This window comes from Candidatus Symbiopectobacterium sp. NZEC135 (assembly GCF_025962695.1).
Genome location: NZ_JAGFPF010000002.1, coordinates 23,894 through 39,896, shown reverse-complemented (window position 1 = coordinate 39,896; position 16,003 = coordinate 23,894). Strand labels below are relative to the sequence as shown.

Sequence of the window (16,003 nt, the reverse complement as noted above, 5' to 3'; positions counted from 1 at the left end):
GTCTAACGTTATGGTAATCGGCTATATTCAAATTCTGGATAAGACAATGACGCGTGTCGCGCTGTGATGCCAGCGCCGCGATGCCGCTCTCAGAACGAAAAGAGGCAATCCCATGGAGATGTTGTCAGGCGCCGAGATGGTGGTTCGATCGTTGATCGATCAGGGCGTGAAATATGTGTTCGGGTATCCGGGCGGGGCAGTATTGGATATTTACGATGCGCTACACACCGTGGGTGGTATTGACCATATTCTGGTGCGCCACGAGCAGGGTGCGGTGCACATGGCGGACGGTTATGCGCGCGCCACCGGCGATGTCGGCGTAGTGCTGGTCACCTCGGGTCCGGGCGCTACCAATGCGATTACCGGTATTGCCACCGCCTATATGGACTCCATCCCGATGGTGGTGTTGTCTGGGCAGGTAGCCACCTCGCTTATCGGTTACGACGCGTTTCAGGAATGCGACATGGTCGGCATTTCTCGTCCGGTGGTGAAGCACAGTTTCTTGGTCAAACAGGCCGAAGATGTGCCCACGGTGCTGAAAAAGGCGTTCTATCTGGCATCAAGCGGGCGTCCCGGCCCGGTGGTGGTGGATTTGCCGAAAGATGTGATGAGTCCTGCCAATAAACTGCCGTACCTCTATCCCGATGCGGTCACTATGCGTTCCTACAACCCGACGATTCAAGGGCATAAGGGGCAAATTCGCCGTGCGCTGCAAACGTTGCTCAGCGCCCAGTCACCGATTATTTACGCGGGTGGCGGGGTTATCAACGCGGAGTGCCATGAAGAACTGCGCCAACTGGCAGAACGTTTGAACTTGCCGGTTACCAACTCTCTGATGGGATTGGGCGGTTTTCCGGGCACGCATCGTCAGTGTCTGGGCATGCTTGGCATGCACGGCACATACGAAGCTAACATGGCAATGCACAATGCCGACGTGATCTTTGCGGTCGGGGTGCGTTTTGACGATCGCACCACTAACAATCTGGCGAAGTACTGCCCGAATGCCACGGTGCTGCATATCGATATCGATCCGGCCTCCATTTCGAAAACCGTTAATGCGGATATTCCCATTGTTGGAGATGCGCGCCAGGTGCTGTCGCTGATGCTGGAACTGCTGGATCAGGGCGAAACGCAGCAGAATTTTGACGCGCTGCGCGACTGGTGGCAACGCATTGAGCAGTGGCGTGCGCGCCAATGCCTGAAATATCCGTTAGACAGCGACAAGATCAAGCCGCAGGCGGTGATTGAAACCCTGCACCGTTTGACCGACGGCAAAGCCTATGTGGCATCGGACGTCGGGCAGCACCAGATGTTCGCGGCGCTTTACTATCCGTTCGATCTGCCGCGTCGCTGGGTCAATTCCGGTGGCCTTGGCACCATGGGTTTCGGCCTGCCAGCGGCACTGGGCATCAAACTGGCATTGCCGGAAGAGACGGTGATTTGCGTGACGGGTGATGGCAGCATCCAGATGAACATCCAGGAGCTGTCTACGGCGTTGCAGTATGATTTGCCAGTGGTGGTGATTAACCTCAACAACCGCTTCCTCGGCATGGTGAAGCAGTGGCAGGACATGATCTATTCAGGACGGCATTCCAACTCCTACATGGATTCGCTGCCGGATTTCGTCAAACTGGCGGAAGCCTATGGTCATGTTGGTATTGCGATTACGTCACCTCAGGAGCTGGAAAGTAAGCTGAGTGAAGCGCTGGCGGTGAAGAATCGTCTGGTGTTCGTGGATATCACCATCGACAGCAGTGAGCACGTTTATCCCATGCACGTTCGCGGTGGCGGCATGGATGAAATGTGGTTAAGCAAAACGGAGAGGACCTGATCATGCGCCGGATTTTATCTGTGTTATTGGAAAACGAATCTGGGGCATTGTCGCGCGTTGTCGGCCTGTTTTCCCAGCGTGGGTATAATATCGAAAGCCTGACGGTGGCACCGACCGACGATCCAACGCTGTCGCGTATGACCATCCAGACGGTGGGTGATGCCAAGGTTATCGAGCAGATTGAGAAGCAACTGCACAAGCTGGTTGATGTGCTGCGCGTGAGTGAACTGGGGCAGGGTTCGCACGTTGAGCGTGAAATCATGCTGGTGAAATTGCAGGCCACGGGTTATGGCCGGGAAGAAGTGAAGCGCAGCACGGAAATTTTTCGTGGGCAGATTGTGGATGTCACCGCAACGCTCTACACCGTGCAATTGGCGGGCACCAGTGACAAACTGGATGCGTTTCTGAGTGCAGTGCGTGACGTGGCAGAAATTGTCGAGGTGGCGCGTTCGGGTATTGTCGGCGTATCACGCGGCGATAAGATTATGCGTTAAATTCCCCTGCGTTGATCTATGATAAAGAGGCTCGTCGTATTGGCGGGCCTTTTATTTTTGTCCCTATAACCCTGAACAACAATAAAGCGGTTGCTGATTACCAGCTTCTGCGGTTAGATCTATACGATATCCATGCTTAAAATATGGACATCCTTATTTTTTATTTTCCAGCTTATTTAAAGGGGCTAACGTGAAACTGGATGAAATCGCGCGCCTTGCGGGCGTTTCACGCACTACTGCCAGCTACGTTATTAATGGCAAGGCCAAGCAATACCGCGTCAGTGATAAAACCGTAGAAAAGGTGATGTCGGTGGTGCGTGAGCATAATTATCATCCCAATGCGGTGGCTGCTGGATTACGCGCTGGGCGTACCCGTTCTATCGGGCTGGTGATTCCGGATCTGGAAAATACCAGCTATACCAAAATTGCCAATTATCTGGAGCGTCAGGCGCGTCAGCGCGGTTATCAATTGCTGATTGCCTGCTCTGAAGATCAGCCAGATAACGAGATGCGTTGTATTGAGCATCTGCTGCAACGTCAGGTTGATGCCATTATCGTGTCGACGGCGTTGCCTCCAGAGCACCCGTTCTATCAGCGTTGGGCCGGGGACAGCTTGCCAATTATCGCGCTGGATCGCGCGTTGGATCGCGAACACTTCACCAGCGTAGTGGGTGCCGATTGTGAGGATGCGGAAATGCTGGCGCAGGAACTGCGCAAGATCCCGGCGGAGTCGGTGCTCTACCTCGGGGCGCTGCCGGAGCTTTCGGTGAGTTTTCTGCGTGAACAGGGGTTTCGTATGGCGTGGGCAGAGGATCCGCGCCAGGTGAATTTCCTCTATGCCAACAGCTACGAACGCTCAGCGGCGGCGACGGCGTTTGAAGAGTATTTGCAACATCACCCGATGCCGCAGGCGCTATTCACCACCTCGTTTCCGCTGCTGCAAGGGGTGATGGATATTACCCTGAAGCAGAGCGGACGGTTGCCGAACAACTTGGCGATTGCCACGTTTGGGGACAACGAACTGCTCGATTTCCTCGAGTGTCCGGTGCTTTCCGTGGCGCAGCGTCATCGCGAAGTGGCTGAGCGGGTGCTGGAGTTGGTGCTGGCAAGCCTGGATGAACCTAAGAAGCCCAAGCCCGGTTTAACGCGCATTCGGCGCAGTCTCTATCGACGCGGTTCACTCAGTCGCCGCTAGTTTGGGATTATTCCTAATAAAAAGCCATCCGGTATCAGGATGGCTTTTTTGTTGCCCGTATTTAGCGGTAATTGTGATGTCGTCCTGAACGTCAGCCCGGCACGGCGACGCGAAATAGACGGCGACAGTAATCGAGGAAATAACCGTAGGCGACACCCATTACCATAGATACCAATACATTGCTGGTTACCGCTGCGACGATCTGCTGCGGGGTGGCACCAATAAACCACAGAATGGCTACATAGACCGGCGATTGAAAGCTGACGTAAGCAAACAGGTCTGCCAGATTTTTTACCCAAGTGCCGTGTGTCATGAAGCGCTGAGACAGACGCAGGATACGATCGCGGTACAAGCCGTAGGGCCAGGCAATAACGATATTAACGGGGATCGACACCAGCCGCGAAGAGAGCGACTGCTGGAAGCTCATGCCAGACAGCAAGATCTCAATTAGCATACCCGTTATAAAACAGTAGATTACCATAGCGACTGTGTCCGCTACCGCACTACGCAATCGGGATTCAGGGGAGAACATGCAGAGAGACTCCGTTATACAGTTAATTGGGTGAAATGCAGTTAATTATGTTGGTGTATTTTATGTGTGTAGTGTACTTCACTGGATATTGAAGTTGTAAGTAGCGATAAATTTTTATTTTTTCATGCTTTTTTCTTATGGACGCTACTTTATAGAAGAAAGGTGGCATGGCGGTTTATTAAGCGCGGCAGTCGAAGAAATTATGTTTATAAACAATTGGTTGTGTTTTTGCGTTTGGTGAATATTTTTCGGCGGGCAAAAAGTCCCCTGTTAACCCAAATAACAGTATGGAACACGTGAGTTTTAGGAATACTCTTATAATATAATAATTAACCAACGAACGTAGTCGTTAACGGTAAAAAACCTCAATGGTTTTTCGTAACCTTAAATAAAGAAAAATTGGCAGCATCATTGCCAAAAAGAAAATAGAATAGCGTGCCGACATTGTTGTAACAGTCGAATGGGATGAGCGATATTTTCGGGTAAAAATGTGACCGGTATCGGTCTGGCGTGCGCTGCTGGCAAGCGCCGGGCGCGGGTGATGGGGGAGAAATACGGCGACGATTTCATAAGCGTTTTATGATTAATGGTAAATTTAAGTAAAAATGAGAAATTATTACTCTTTCTTTCTGATTGTTTATCCAGAAATAATTTTTCCTCAAATTTTCATGGCGTTAATCTCTCTTAATTTCCGTCTGTTATTCCATTTTATGCCATTCATGTCCGTCTTGAGGCAGAAATAATTCCAAAGCGCGTCCGCTCTGGCTTGACAAGGTTTTCATACCCTCCGTAAACTCATCAATGTGGGAATTTGTGGGATAAAGTGGTGAAAAAGGTCATGAAGGGGTAACTCGAGCATGTTTCGTGGGGCTACGCTGATTAACCTCGACAGTAAAGGTCGGCTCGCCGTTCCTACCCGTTATCGGGAAACGCTGTCAGAGACATCGCAAGGTCAGATGGTTTGCACCATTGATCTCCATCAGCCCTGTCTGCTGCTTTACCCTCTGCCTGAGTGGGAAATCATTGAACAAAAGTTGTCACGTCTGTCGAGCATGAATCCCGCTGAGCGCCGCGTGCAGCGGTTGCTGTTGGGCCATGCCAGTGAATGCCAGATGGACAATGCCGGGCGTCTACTGATTGCCAGCACGCTACGGCAACATGCGAGCCTGACGAAAGAAGTGATGCTGGTCGGTCAGTTCAACAAGTTTGAACTGTGGGATGAGCAGGCCTGGTATCAACAGGTCAAGGACGATATTGACGCTGAGCAATCCTCTGACGCCCCGTTGTCCGAGAGATTGCAGGATTTATCACTGTAGTCATGCTGAAAGAAATACATGCCAGAAAATTATAAACACACCACTGTGCTGTTGGATGAAGCGGTTAATGGCCTCAATATCCGCACTGACGGCACCTACATCGATGGCACGTTTGGCCGTGGCGGTCATTCGCGGCTGATCCTTTCCCGTCTCGGACCGGAAGGACGCCTTGTGGCTATCGATCGCGATCCTCAAGCCATCGCGGCTGCCGAGGCAATTCAAGATTCACGCTTTTCTATCGTGCACGGACCGTTTTCCGCGCTGGCAAGTTATGTGGAGACCCTGGGGTTAACCGGGCGTATCGACGGCGTGCTGCTCGATTTGGGCGTCTCTTCGCCACAACTGGACGATCCTGAGCGCGGTTTTTCTTTTATGCGCGATGGCCCGTTAGATATGCGTATGGACCCGACGCGCGGGCAGTCGGCAGCGCAATGGTTGCAAACGGCAGAAGCCGACGACATTGCCTGGGTGTTGAAAACCTTTGGCGAAGAACGGTTTGCTAAGCGCATTGCACGCGCCATTGTGGAACGCAACAGCACAGAACCGATGACGCGCACGCGCGAGTTAGCATCGCTGATTGCGGCGGTCAGCCCGATGAAAGAGCGGCATAAACACCCGGCAACCCGCAGTTTTCAGGCTATACGTATCTATATCAACAGTGAACTGGATGAGATTGAGCAGGCGCTGAACGGCGCGCTGACGGTACTTGCACCACAGGGCCGCTTGTCGATCATCAGTTTTCATTCGCTGGAAGATCGCATTGTGAAGCGCTTTATGCGTCATCACAGCCGTGGGCCACAGGTGCCGGCTGGGATACCGCTTACTGAAGCGCAGCTGCGTGCACAGGGCGGTCAAACCCTGAAAACGATGGGCAAGATGATGCCGCCGGAAGACGAAGTCGCAGAAAACCCGAGAGCGCGTAGCTCCGTGTTACGTATCGCGGAACGGCTAGCGGAATGATAAGCAACGAGCGGCACAGCCTGGCGGGTATTATCGGTCAGGACATTCTTCGTCACGGCAAATTGCCACTGCTGCTGCTGATTGGTGCGTTGGTTTCTGCGGTGCTGGTGGTGACGACCGCGCACAAAACGCGTTTGCTGACCGCACAGCGTGAGCAGTTGTTGTTGGAGCGTGATGCGTTGGATATCGAATGGCGCAACCTGATTCTGGAAGAGAACGCCTTGGGCGATCACAGTCGGGTGGAACGTATCGCAACGGAAAAGCTGCACATGGGGCACGTGGACCCGGCGCAGGAAAATATCGTAGTCAAACAGTGAGTCTGGTTGAGCATGAGAGCATAGGTACTCATTTGACATGAAAGCAGCGCGCACAGGAAAGTTGAAACGACAGGAAGATAAGGCCAGCTTTGTAAGCTGGCGTTTTGCGTTGCTCTGTACAGGCATACTGTTGGCGATGGTGGGGCTGATGTTGCGCACCGCTTATTTGCAGGTGATCAACCCGGACCAACTGGTGCGTGAAGGGGATATGCGTTCCTTGCGCGTGCAGGAGGTTCCCACCGCGCGCGGCATGATCAGCGATCGCGCTGGGCGTCCTCTGGCGGTCAGCGTGCCGGTTAACGCCATCTGGGCCGATCCCAAGGAACTGAATGAACACGGCGGCGTGTCGCTCGATACCCGTTGGAAAGCGCTTTCTGATGCGCTGGATTTGCCGCTCGATCAGATGGCGGCGAAAATCAACGCCAATCCTAAGGGGCGCTTTGTCTATCTGGCACGGCAGGTGAATCCCGCTATCGGTGAATACGTTCACAAACTCAAGCTGCCGGGTATTTATCTGCGCCAGGAGTCACGCCGTTACTATCCCGCCGGTCAGGTCACGTCTCACCTGATTGGTTTCACCAACATTGATGGGCAGGGGATTGAGGGCGTTGAGAAAAGCTTCGATCGTTGGCTGACTGGGCAACCGGGTGAGCGCACGGTGCGTAAAGACCGTTTTGGCCGTGTGATTGAGGATATCTCTTCCGTTGACAGTCAGGCCGCACATAACCTGATGTTGAGCATCGACGAGCGCCTGCAAGCGTTGGTTTATCGCGAACTGAACAACGCCGTGGCCTTCAATAACGCGGAAGCTGGCACCGCTGTTCTGGTGGATGTCAACACGGGTGAAGTGTTGGCGATGGCCAATAGTCCCTCCTACAACCCGAACAATCTGGCGGGCACGCCGATGGACGTTATGCGTAACCGCGCCATTACCGACATTTTCGAGCCGGGTTCGACGGTAAAACCGATGGTGGTAATGACGGCGCTGCAACGGAATGTGGTCAAAGAAAATAGCCTGCTCAATACCTTGCCTTACTACATCAACGGTCATGAAATCAAAGACGTCGCCCGCTACACGGAACTGACCCTGACCGGGATACTACAGAAGTCGAGTAACGTCGGTGTTTCACGACTGGCGTTAGCGATGCCCTCCTCAGCGCTGGTAGATACTTACTCGCGTTTTGGTTTGGGAAAAGCGACCAATTTGGGGTTGGTCGGAGAAAGCAGTGGCTTATACCCTCAAAAACAACGGTGGTCTGACATAGAGAGGGCCACCTTTTCTTTCGGCTATGGATTGATGGTGACGCCGCTGCAACTGGCGCGCGTTTACGCCACTATCGGTAGCTATGGTATCTATCGTCCACTCTCCATTACCAAAGTCGATCCGCCGGTGCCGGGGGAGCGCATTTTCGCTGAGCCCATCGTGCGTACGGTGGTGCACATGATGGAAAGCGTGGCTCTGCCCGGTGGTGGCGGAACCAAAGCGGCGATCAAGGGATACCGCGTTGCCATTAAAACCGGTACGGCGAAAAAAGTCGGACCGGATGGCAAATACATCAACAAATACATTGCCTACACCGCAGGCGTCGCGCCTGCCAGCAACCCGCGCTTTGCGCTGGTGGTGGTGATTAACGATCCCAAGGCAGGCAATTACTACGGCGGCTCCGTTTCTGCGCCAGTGTTCGGTGCCATCATGGGCGGCGTATTGCGCACCATGAACGTTGAGCCGGATGCGCTACCCGTCGGCGATAAAAATGATTTTGTGATTAACCATAAAGAGGTTTCAGGTGGCAGATCGTAATCTGTGCGATTTACTGGCACCGTGGGTGCAAGATGCCCCATCGCGCCAACTGCGGGAAATGACGCTGGACAGCCGCGTAGCAGCGGCGGGCGATCTGTTTGTGGCCGTAGTCGGCCACAGTGCGGATGGGCGTCGCTATATTCCTCAGGCCATTGCACAAGGGGTGGCAGCCGTGATTGCAGAGGCAGACGGTGAAGCTGCCGATGGTACCGTGCGTGAAATGCACGGCGTTCCGGTTGTGTATCTGAGTAATTTGAACCAACGCCTGTCGGCGTTGGCGGGGCGTTTCTATCAGCAGCCTGCGGAAAAATTACGGCTGGTCGGCGTGACCGGCACCAACGGCAAAACCACGATCACACAGTTGCTGGCCCAATGGAGCCAACTGCTGGGCGATACCAGTGCCGTGATGGGCACCGTGGGTAATGGTCTGTTAGGGCACGTTAATCCCACGGCGAACACCACTGGCTCGGCCGTCGATGTACAGCATGTTTTGAATCAGTTGGTTGAACAAGGCGCAACCTTTGCGGCGATGGAGGTTTCCTCGCACGGCTTGGTGCAACATCGCGTTGCGGCGTTGCCGTTCGCGGCGGCAGTTTTCACCAACCTGAGCCGCGATCATCTGGATTATCACGGCGATATGGAAAGCTATGAGGCGGCCAAGTGGTCTCTGTTTTCCGAACATAAAGTGGGCCAGGCGATCATTAACGCCGACGATGAGGTAGGGCGGCGCTGGTTGGCGCAGTTGCCGGATGCCGTGGCGGTGACGCTGCACAATAATCTGGTGCCAGGCTGCCGTGGTCGCTGGTTGAAAGCTACTGCCGTCGATTATCACGACGAAGGCGCTTCAATTGCGTTTGACTCTAAATGGGGCAGCGGTCGCATCGAAAGTCGCCTTATGGGTGAATTTAACGTCAGCAACCTGCTAATGGCGCTGGCAACGTTACTTTCCCTTGGCTATCCGCAGGATCGATTACTGGAAACCGGCGCACAATTGCAGCCGGTTTGTGGTCGCATGGAAGTGTTTAAAGCACCGGGTAAACCTACCGTGATTGTGGACTACGCCCACACGCCGGATGCGCTGGAAAAAGCGCTGGCGGCGGCGCGTCCGCACTGCTCTGGTCAACTGTGGTGTGTATTCGGTTGCGGCGGCGATCGTGACAAAGGTAAGCGCCCACTTATGGGGGCCATCGCGGAGCAACTGGCCGATCGTGTTGTGGTGACGGACGATAACCCCAGAAGCGAAGAGCCGCAGGCTATCGTGAAAGATATTCTTGCCGGTCTGGTGGATGCCGGACGGGTTCTGGCGGTGCACGGTCGCGCAGAAGCGGTGACCAGTGCCATTATGCAGGCCAACGTGGACGATATTGTGTTGATTGCAGGTAAAGGCCATGAGGATTATCAACTGGTGGGCAATCAGCGTCTCGATTATTCCGATCGCGTGACTGCTGCGCGTCTGCTGGGGGTTGTCGCATGATTCGCGTAACGTTGCAGCAACTGGCCACGGCGTTAAATGCCACACTCCTCGGCGAGGATGTGGCCGTGGAGACGGTATGCACTGATACCCGAAAATTGACGCCGGGCTGTTTGTTTATCGCACTGCGCGGTGAAAAGTTTGATGCTCATGATTATGCCCATCAGGCAGTACGCGCTGGTGCGGCGGCTCTGTTGGTCAGTAAGCACTTACCTATCGACGTGCCGCAGCTGCTGGTGGGGGATACCCGTCTGGCGTTGGGCGAACTGGGTGCCTGGATGCGTCGCCAATCTTCTGCGCGCGTGGTGGCATTGACCGGTTCTTCCGGCAAAACCTCCGTCAAAGAGATGACGGCTGCGATTTTGCGCCAGTGTGGCGACGTGCTTTACACCGACGGCAATTTCAATAACGACATTGGCGTGCCGTTAACGCTGCTGCGTCTCACCCTTGATCATCGCTTTGCGGTGATTGAGTTAGGGGCCAACCACATTGGTGAGATTGCCTATGCCACCAATCTGGTGCGTCCTGATAGCGCGTTGGTCAATAACCTGGCTGCCGCACACTTGGAAGGGTTTGGATCGTTGGAAGGCGTGGCGCGAGCCAAAGGGGAGATCTTCAACGGCTTGCCCACCAAGGGCATTGCGGTGATTAACGCTGACAGCAATGACCTGACGCGTTGGCACGACGTACTGCGCGACAAAACGGTATGGCAATTTTCGCCGCAGCACGGTGAAAACACCGACTACTACGCCAGCGATATTCGTAATGAAGGCGGGGGCACGCTGTTTGAACTCCATACGCCGTTTGGCTCGCTGGAGGTCAACGTGCCGTTGCCCGGCCGACATAACGTGGCAAACGCGCTGGCGGCTACCGCATTGGCGATGTCAGTAGGCGCAGGGTTACAGCAGGTGAAAGACGGGCTGGCGCAGCTCAAGGCCGTGCCGGGGCGCTTGTTCCCCATCATGCTGGCGGCAAACAAGCTGCTGCTGGATGACAGCTACAACGCCAATGTGGGGTCGATGACTGCGGCGGTGCACACGCTGGCGGAGATGCCGGGCTACCGCGTGCTGGTGGTGGGCGACATGGGGGAACTCGGTGAGGATGCCGAGGCGTGTCATCAGACGGTGGGCGAAGTGGCCCGCGACGCTGGCATTGATGCGGTGTTGAGCATAGGTACTTTAAGTCAGGCTATCAGCATCACCAGTGAACGTGGTGAACATTTTTCCGATCGAGCTGCATTGATAGCGCGTTTGCAAACGCTGCTCTCTGCGCATGGCACGACCAGTATTTTGGTTAAAGGCTCCCGGAGTTCTGCGATGGAGCATGTGGTACACGCATTACAGGAGAATGCAGCATGTTAGTGTGGCTGGCCGAGCATCTGGTCAAGTTTTATTCCGGCTTTAACGTCTTCTCGTATTTGACGTTTCGCGCCATTGTCAGCCTGCTGACCGCGTTAGTGATCTCCTTGTGGATGGGACCGCACTTGATCGCCTGGCTGCAAAAATTGCAGATCGGGCAAGTGGTGCGAAACGAAGGACCTGAATCTCATTTCAGTAAACGCGGTACGCCGACCATGGGCGGTGTCATGATTCTGGCAGCGATCATCGTTTCGGTGCTGCTGTGGTCCAATTTGTCCAACCCCTATGTGTGGTGTGTGCTGCTGGTGCTGCTGGGCTACGGTATCGTCGGCTTTGTCGATGATTACCGCAAAGTGGTGCGCAAAGACACCAAAGGACTGATCGCGCGCTGGAAATATTTCTGGCAATCGCTGATTGCGCTGGCAGTGGCGTTTACTATGTATGCCATCGGCAAAGGCACACCGGCCACGCAGCTGGTGGTGCCGTTCTTTAAAGATGTGATGCCACAACTGGGCCTGCTCTACATTTTGCTGACCTACTTTGTCATCGTCGGCACCAGTAATGCGGTCAACCTCACTGACGGGCTGGATGGCCTGGCGATTATGCCGACCGTGTTTGTTGCCGCGGGTTTTGCGCTGGTGGCGTGGGCGACCGGTAACATGAATTTCGCCGGCTATCTGCATATCCCTTATATCCGCCACGCCAGTGAACTGGTGATCGTCTGTACGGCGATCGTCGGCGCGGGTCTGGGGTTCCTGTGGTTCAACACCTATCCGGCGCAGGTATTTATGGGCGATGTCGGCTCACTGGCGCTTGGTGGCGCGTTAGGCACCATTGCTGTCCTGCTGCGTCAGGAATTTTTGCTGGTGATTATGGGCGGGGTGTTCGTGGTCGAAACCCTGTCGGTGATCCTTCAGGTCGGTTCATTCAAGCTACGCGGGCAGCGTATCTTCCGCATGGCACCGATTCACCATCACTATGAACTTAAAGGGTGGCCAGAGCCGCGCGTGATTGTGCGTTTTTGGATTATTTCGCTGATGCTGGTGCTGATTGGCCTGGCAACGCTGAAGGTACGGTAACACTATGTTGAAGGTGCGGTAACACAATGATGGACTATCAGGGTAAAAACGTTGTCATTATTGGCCTGGGAATAACCGGGCTTTCCTGCGTTGATTTCTTCCTGACGCGCGGTGTGACGCCGCGCGTGGTGGATACCCGTGTTAGTCCGCCTGGTTTGGATAAGTTGCCTGCCGAGGTTGATCGCCACCTTGGTTCGTTAAATGAAGACTGGTTGTTAGCGGCTGACCTGATTGTCGCCAGCCCCGGTATTGCACTGGCAACGCCCGCGCTGGCCGATGCCGCCGCCGCAGGCGTAGAGATTGTGGGCGATATCGAGTTGTTCTGCCGCGAAGCGCAGGCTCCGATTGTGGCGATTACCGGCTCCAACGGTAAAAGTACGGTCACTACGCTGGTCGGTGAAATGGCTAAGGCGGCCGGTTGGTCGGTCGGTGTTGGCGGGAATATTGGCCTGCCGGCGCTGACGCTGCTCAAGCAGCCGTGCCAACTGTATGTGCTGGAACTGTCGAGCTTCCAGTTGGAAACCACCTCCAGCCTGCGCGCCGCCGCTGCCACCATTCTCAACGTCACGGAAGATCATACCAACCGCTACCCGTTTGGTATCCAACAGTATCGTGCGGCCAAGTTACGTATCTATGACCATGCGCAGGTGTGTGTGGTGAACGCCGATGACGCGTTGACCATGCCTGTCAAAGGGGCTGATGCGCGCTGCATCAGTTTTGGCGTGGATGTGGGTGACTATCACCTTAACACCCAGCAGGGCGAAACCTGGCTGCGTGTGAATGGCGAGCGCGTGTTGAATACCAAAGAGATTTCTCTGGTGGGGCAACATAACCACACCAACGCGCTGGCGGCGCTGGCATTGGCGGATGCGGTGGGGATACCCCGCGCTCCCGCGTTAACGGCGCTTACCACCTTTACCGGTTTGCCGCACCGTTTCCAATGCGTGTGGCAGCGTAACGGCGTGCGTTGGATTAACGATTCCAAAGCAACCAACGTTGGCAGCACCGAAGCGGCGCTTAACGGATTGCAGGTTATGGGCACGCTGCATTTGCTGTTAGGCGGTGACGGTAAGTCAGCCGATTTTTCGCCGCTGCTGCGTTATGTCCAGGGTGACAATATTCGCCTCTATTGCTTTGGGCGTGATGGTGCCCAATTGGCGGCGTTGCGCCCAGAGATAGCAGAGCAAACTGAGACGATGGAGCAAACGCTGCGCGTGATTGCCACGCGTGTGGCACCGGGTGATCTGGTGCTGCTGTCTCCGGCGTGCGCCAGTCTCGATCAGTTCAAGAGCTTCGAACAGCGTGGCGATGAGTTCGCCCGATTGGCGGAGGAACTGGGCTGATGCGTTTTATTGGGCTGCCAGTGATTGAACGACTGAAAGGCTGGGTCATGGGGACGCGGGAAAGCGATGTGCAGAGCATCGTGATGTATGACCGCACCCTGCTCTGGCTGACATTCGGGCTGGCTGTCCTGGGGTTCGTGATGGTGACCTCGGCATCCATGCCCGTGGGGCAGCGCCTGACCAGCGACCCGTTCTTTTTTGCTAAGCGTGACGCGTTCTACCTGGGTCTGGCCTTTGCGTTGGCGTTGATCACCATGCGCGTGCCGATGGAAGTCTGGCAGCGTTACAGCCCGGTATTACTGCTGCTCACACTGGTGATGCTGCTGGTGGTGCTGGTCGTCGGCAGTTCGGTAAATGGTGCTTCGCGCTGGATAGCACTGGGGCCGCTGCGCGTGCAGCCTGCGGAATTGTCAAAGCTGGCGCTGTTTTGCTACCTCTCCAGCTACATGGTGCGCAAAGTTGAGGAAGTGCGTAACAACTTCTGGGGATTTTGCAAACCGATGGGCGTGATGGTGGTGCTGGCCGTTCTGCTGCTGGCGCAGCCCGATCTGGGCACGGTGGTGGTGTTGTTTATTACCACGCTGGCGATGCTGTTTCTAGCGGGTGCCAAACTGTGGCAGTTTCTCGCCATCATTGGCTGTGGCATGTTTGCCGTCGGTTTGCTGATTGTGGCGGAACCCTACCGTATGCGCCGCGTGACGTCGTTCTGGAATCCGTGGGAAGATCCGTTTGGCAGCGGCTACCAGTTAACCCAGTCGCTGATGGCATTTGGCCGCGGCGAACTGTGGGGGCAAGGATTAGGAAACTCGGTGCAGAAACTGGAATATTTACCGGAAGCGCACACCGACTTTATTTTTTCCATTTTAGGCGAAGAGCTCGGCTATATCGGTGTGGTTTTGGCGTTGTTAATGATATTCTTCGTCGCTTTTCGGGCCATGTCCATCGGCAAGAGCGCGTTGGAGATCGATCAGCGATTTTCCGGATTTTTAGCCTGTTCTATCGGCATCTGGTTTAGTTTCCAAACGCTGGTAAACGTTGGCGCTGCTGCGGGAATGTTACCCACCAAAGGGCTGACGCTGCCGTTAATCAGTTACGGTGGCTCGAGTTTGATCATCATGTCGACCGCCATTGTGTTGCTATTGCGGATCGATTTTGAGACGCGCCTGACTAAGGCGCAGGCGTTCACGAGGAGTGCCAAATGAGTGGCGAAGGTAAGCGCTTGATGGTGATGGCAGGCGGCACCGGAGGACATGTGTTCCCGGGGCTGGCGGTCGCACATCATTTGATGGCGCAGGGTTGGCAGGTTCGTTGGCTGGGAACTGCCGATCGCATGGAAGCCGATTTGGTGCCAAAAAACGGCATTGAGATTGATTTTATTCGTATTTCTGGGCTGCGAGGCAAAGGCATTGCCGCGCAACTGTGTGCGCCATTGCGGATTTATCGCGCGGTACGTCAGGCGCAAGCGATCATGAAACGCTACCAGCCGGACGTGGTGCTGGGCATGGGCGGCTATGTGTCCGGGCCGGGCGGTCTCGCTGCGTGGTTATGCGGTATTCCGGTGGTGCTGCATGAGCAAAACGGCATTGCGGGATTAACCAACCGCTGGCTATCGCGCATTGCGCGCAAGGTATTACAGGCTTTTCCCGGTGCGTTTCCCAACGCTGACGTGGTGGGCAACCCGGTTCGTACCGATGTGTTGGCGTTGCCTACACCCGATGAACGTTTGGCCGGGCGTGAAGGTCCGATCCGTGTGCTGGTGGTGGGCGGAAGCCAAGGGGCTCGGGTGCTAAACCGCACGCTGCCGGACGTTGCTGCGCGACTGGGCGCTAACGTTACTGTCTGGCACCAGACGGGCAAAGGCGCGTTGGCTGAGGTTCAGCAGGCTTATGCAGCGGCAGGTGTGCCGCAGCATAAAGTCACCGAATTTATTGATGACATGGCGCAAGCCTATAGCTGGGCTGACGTGGTGGTGTGCCGCTCCGGAGCGCTTACCGTCAGTGAAATTGCCGCCGCCGGTTTGCCTGCGCTGTTTGTGCCCTTTCAGCATAAAGACCGGCAGCAATATTGGAATGCGTTGCCGCTGGAACAGGCGGGTGCGGCCAAAATTATTGAACAGTCGGCGCTGAGTGTTGATGCAGTAAGCGATGTGCTGTCCGGTTGGGATCGCACCACGTTGCGTGATATGGCACAGCGTGCCCGTTCCGTGGCGATGCCGGATGCCACCGAACGCGTGGCCGCCGAAGTGGTCGCCGCCGCGCGTTAAGCGGCTGACAGAATAGAATGCGTGGAGGGGCAGATTGTTTCTC

The 16,003-nt window shown here is 55.1% G+C and carries 14 protein-coding genes; 13 read left to right on the top strand and 1 reads right to left on the bottom strand.

Annotated elements, in window-relative coordinates:
* The first annotated feature begins 112 nt into the window (after positions 1-112).
* The 3 genes from ilvI to cra all read left to right on the top strand — a co-directional run bounded on the left by ilvI (position 113) and on the right by cra (position 3,520).
* Positions 113-1,831 carry an acetolactate synthase 3 large subunit gene (gene ilvI, locus J5224_RS01715; RefSeq protein ID WP_264623713.1) on the top strand — a complete coding sequence of 573 codons (1,719 nt, stop codon included), beginning with the start codon at positions 113-115 and terminating at the stop codon, positions 1,829-1,831.
* Positions 1,832-1,833: 2 nt separating this feature from the next.
* The gene (ilvN, locus tag J5224_RS01710; RefSeq protein ID WP_195312050.1) at positions 1,834-2,325 is read left to right on the top strand and encodes an acetolactate synthase small subunit; all 492 of its coding nucleotides are present in this window, start codon (positions 1,834-1,836) and stop codon (positions 2,323-2,325) included.
* A gap of 190 nt (positions 2,326-2,515) precedes the next feature.
* Complete coding sequence (gene cra / locus J5224_RS01705) at positions 2,516-3,520, top strand: catabolite repressor/activator (protein ID WP_264623712.1); 1,005 nt, start codon at positions 2,516-2,518, stop codon at positions 3,518-3,520.
* A 91-nt stretch (positions 3,521-3,611) separates the two neighbouring features.
* On the opposite strand, the gene J5224_RS01700 is transcribed toward cra, so the two are convergent.
* Positions 3,612-4,052 (bottom strand): L-alanine exporter AlaE, encoded by a 441-nt coding sequence (locus tag J5224_RS01700; protein WP_264623711.1) that lies wholly within the window; start codon positions 4,050-4,052, stop codon positions 3,612-3,614.
* A gap of 857 nt (positions 4,053-4,909) precedes the next feature.
* On the opposite strand from J5224_RS01700, the gene mraZ reads away from it, so the two are divergent.
* From mraZ to murG, 10 genes are read left to right on the top strand one after another with little or no spacing between them, the layout of a single operon-like run.
* On the top strand, positions 4,910-5,368 hold the full coding sequence (mraZ, locus tag J5224_RS01695) for a division/cell wall cluster transcriptional repressor MraZ (protein WP_252318220.1): 459 nt from the start codon (positions 4,910-4,912) through the stop codon (positions 5,366-5,368).
* Positions 5,369-5,386: 18 nt separating this feature from the next.
* The gene (gene rsmH / locus J5224_RS01690) at positions 5,387-6,328 is read left to right on the top strand and encodes a 16S rRNA (cytosine(1402)-N(4))-methyltransferase RsmH (protein ID WP_264623710.1); all 942 of its coding nucleotides are present in this window, start codon (positions 5,387-5,389) and stop codon (positions 6,326-6,328) included.
* Entirely contained in the window at positions 6,325-6,645 is a 321-nt protein-coding gene (gene ftsL, locus J5224_RS01685; protein ID WP_222158201.1) for a cell division protein FtsL, read from the top strand. Before rsmH ends, ftsL begins: the two co-directional genes overlap by 4 nt.
* 37 nt (positions 6,646-6,682) lie before the next feature.
* A complete protein-coding gene (locus tag J5224_RS01680; protein ID WP_264623709.1) occupies positions 6,683-8,446 on the top strand; it encodes a peptidoglycan glycosyltransferase FtsI in 1,764 nt (587 codons plus the stop codon).
* Complete coding sequence (gene murE / locus J5224_RS01675) at positions 8,433-9,920, top strand: UDP-N-acetylmuramoyl-L-alanyl-D-glutamate--2,6-diaminopimelate ligase (RefSeq protein WP_264623708.1); 1,488 nt, start codon at positions 8,433-8,435, stop codon at positions 9,918-9,920. Before J5224_RS01680 ends, murE begins: the two co-directional genes overlap by 14 nt.
* Positions 9,917-11,278: a UDP-N-acetylmuramoyl-tripeptide--D-alanyl-D-alanine ligase gene (murF, locus tag J5224_RS01670; protein ID WP_264623707.1), complete on the top strand. Its 1,362-nt coding sequence runs from the start codon at positions 9,917-9,919 to the stop codon at positions 11,276-11,278. Before murE ends, murF begins: the two co-directional genes overlap by 4 nt.
* Complete coding sequence (gene mraY, locus J5224_RS01665) at positions 11,272-12,354, top strand: phospho-N-acetylmuramoyl-pentapeptide-transferase (RefSeq protein WP_252318228.1); 1,083 nt, start codon at positions 11,272-11,274, stop codon at positions 12,352-12,354. The genes murF and mraY overlap by 7 nt, the downstream gene beginning before the upstream one ends.
* A 26-nt stretch (positions 12,355-12,380) precedes the next feature.
* Positions 12,381-13,697: a UDP-N-acetylmuramoyl-L-alanine--D-glutamate ligase gene (gene murD / locus J5224_RS01660; RefSeq protein WP_264623706.1), complete on the top strand. Its 1,317-nt coding sequence runs from the start codon at positions 12,381-12,383 to the stop codon at positions 13,695-13,697.
* A complete protein-coding gene (gene ftsW, locus J5224_RS01655; protein ID WP_264623705.1) occupies positions 13,697-14,899 on the top strand; it encodes a cell division protein FtsW in 1,203 nt (400 codons plus the stop codon). Before murD ends, ftsW begins: the two co-directional genes overlap by 1 nt.
* A complete protein-coding gene (gene murG, locus J5224_RS01650) occupies positions 14,896-15,960 on the top strand; it encodes an undecaprenyldiphospho-muramoylpentapeptide beta-N-acetylglucosaminyltransferase (protein ID WP_264623704.1) in 1,065 nt (354 codons plus the stop codon). Before ftsW ends, murG begins: the two co-directional genes overlap by 4 nt.
* Positions 15,961-16,003 lie beyond the last annotated feature (43 nt).

Excerpts from the sequence above, each read along its gene's own strand:
- J5224_RS01680 (WP_264623709.1), top strand. The coding sequence starts at position 6,683 with ATGAAAGCAGCGCGCACAGGAAAGTTGAAACGACAGGAAGATAAGGCC.
- rsmH (WP_264623710.1), top strand. The coding sequence starts at position 5,387 with ATGCCAGAAAATTATAAACACACCACTGTGCTGTTGGATGAAGCGGTT.
- J5224_RS01700 (WP_264623711.1), bottom strand. The coding sequence starts at position 4,052 with ATGTTCTCCCCTGAATCCCGATTGCGTAGTGCGGTAGCGGACACAGTC.
- ilvI (WP_264623713.1), top strand. The coding sequence starts at position 113 with ATGGAGATGTTGTCAGGCGCCGAGATGGTGGTTCGATCGTTGATCGAT.
- ilvN (WP_195312050.1), top strand. The coding sequence starts at position 1,834 with ATGCGCCGGATTTTATCTGTGTTATTGGAAAACGAATCTGGGGCATTG.
- mraY (WP_252318228.1), top strand. The coding sequence starts at position 11,272 with ATGTTAGTGTGGCTGGCCGAGCATCTGGTCAAGTTTTATTCCGGCTTT.
- murD (WP_264623706.1), top strand. The coding sequence starts at position 12,381 with ATGATGGACTATCAGGGTAAAAACGTTGTCATTATTGGCCTGGGAATA.
- mraZ (WP_252318220.1), top strand. The coding sequence starts at position 4,910 with ATGTTTCGTGGGGCTACGCTGATTAACCTCGACAGTAAAGGTCGGCTC.
- murF (WP_264623707.1), top strand. The coding sequence starts at position 9,917 with ATGATTCGCGTAACGTTGCAGCAACTGGCCACGGCGTTAAATGCCACA.
- ftsL (WP_222158201.1), top strand. The coding sequence starts at position 6,325 with ATGATAAGCAACGAGCGGCACAGCCTGGCGGGTATTATCGGTCAGGAC.
- ftsW (WP_264623705.1), top strand. The coding sequence starts at position 13,697 with ATGCGTTTTATTGGGCTGCCAGTGATTGAACGACTGAAAGGCTGGGTC.
- murG (WP_264623704.1), top strand. The coding sequence starts at position 14,896 with ATGAGTGGCGAAGGTAAGCGCTTGATGGTGATGGCAGGCGGCACCGGA.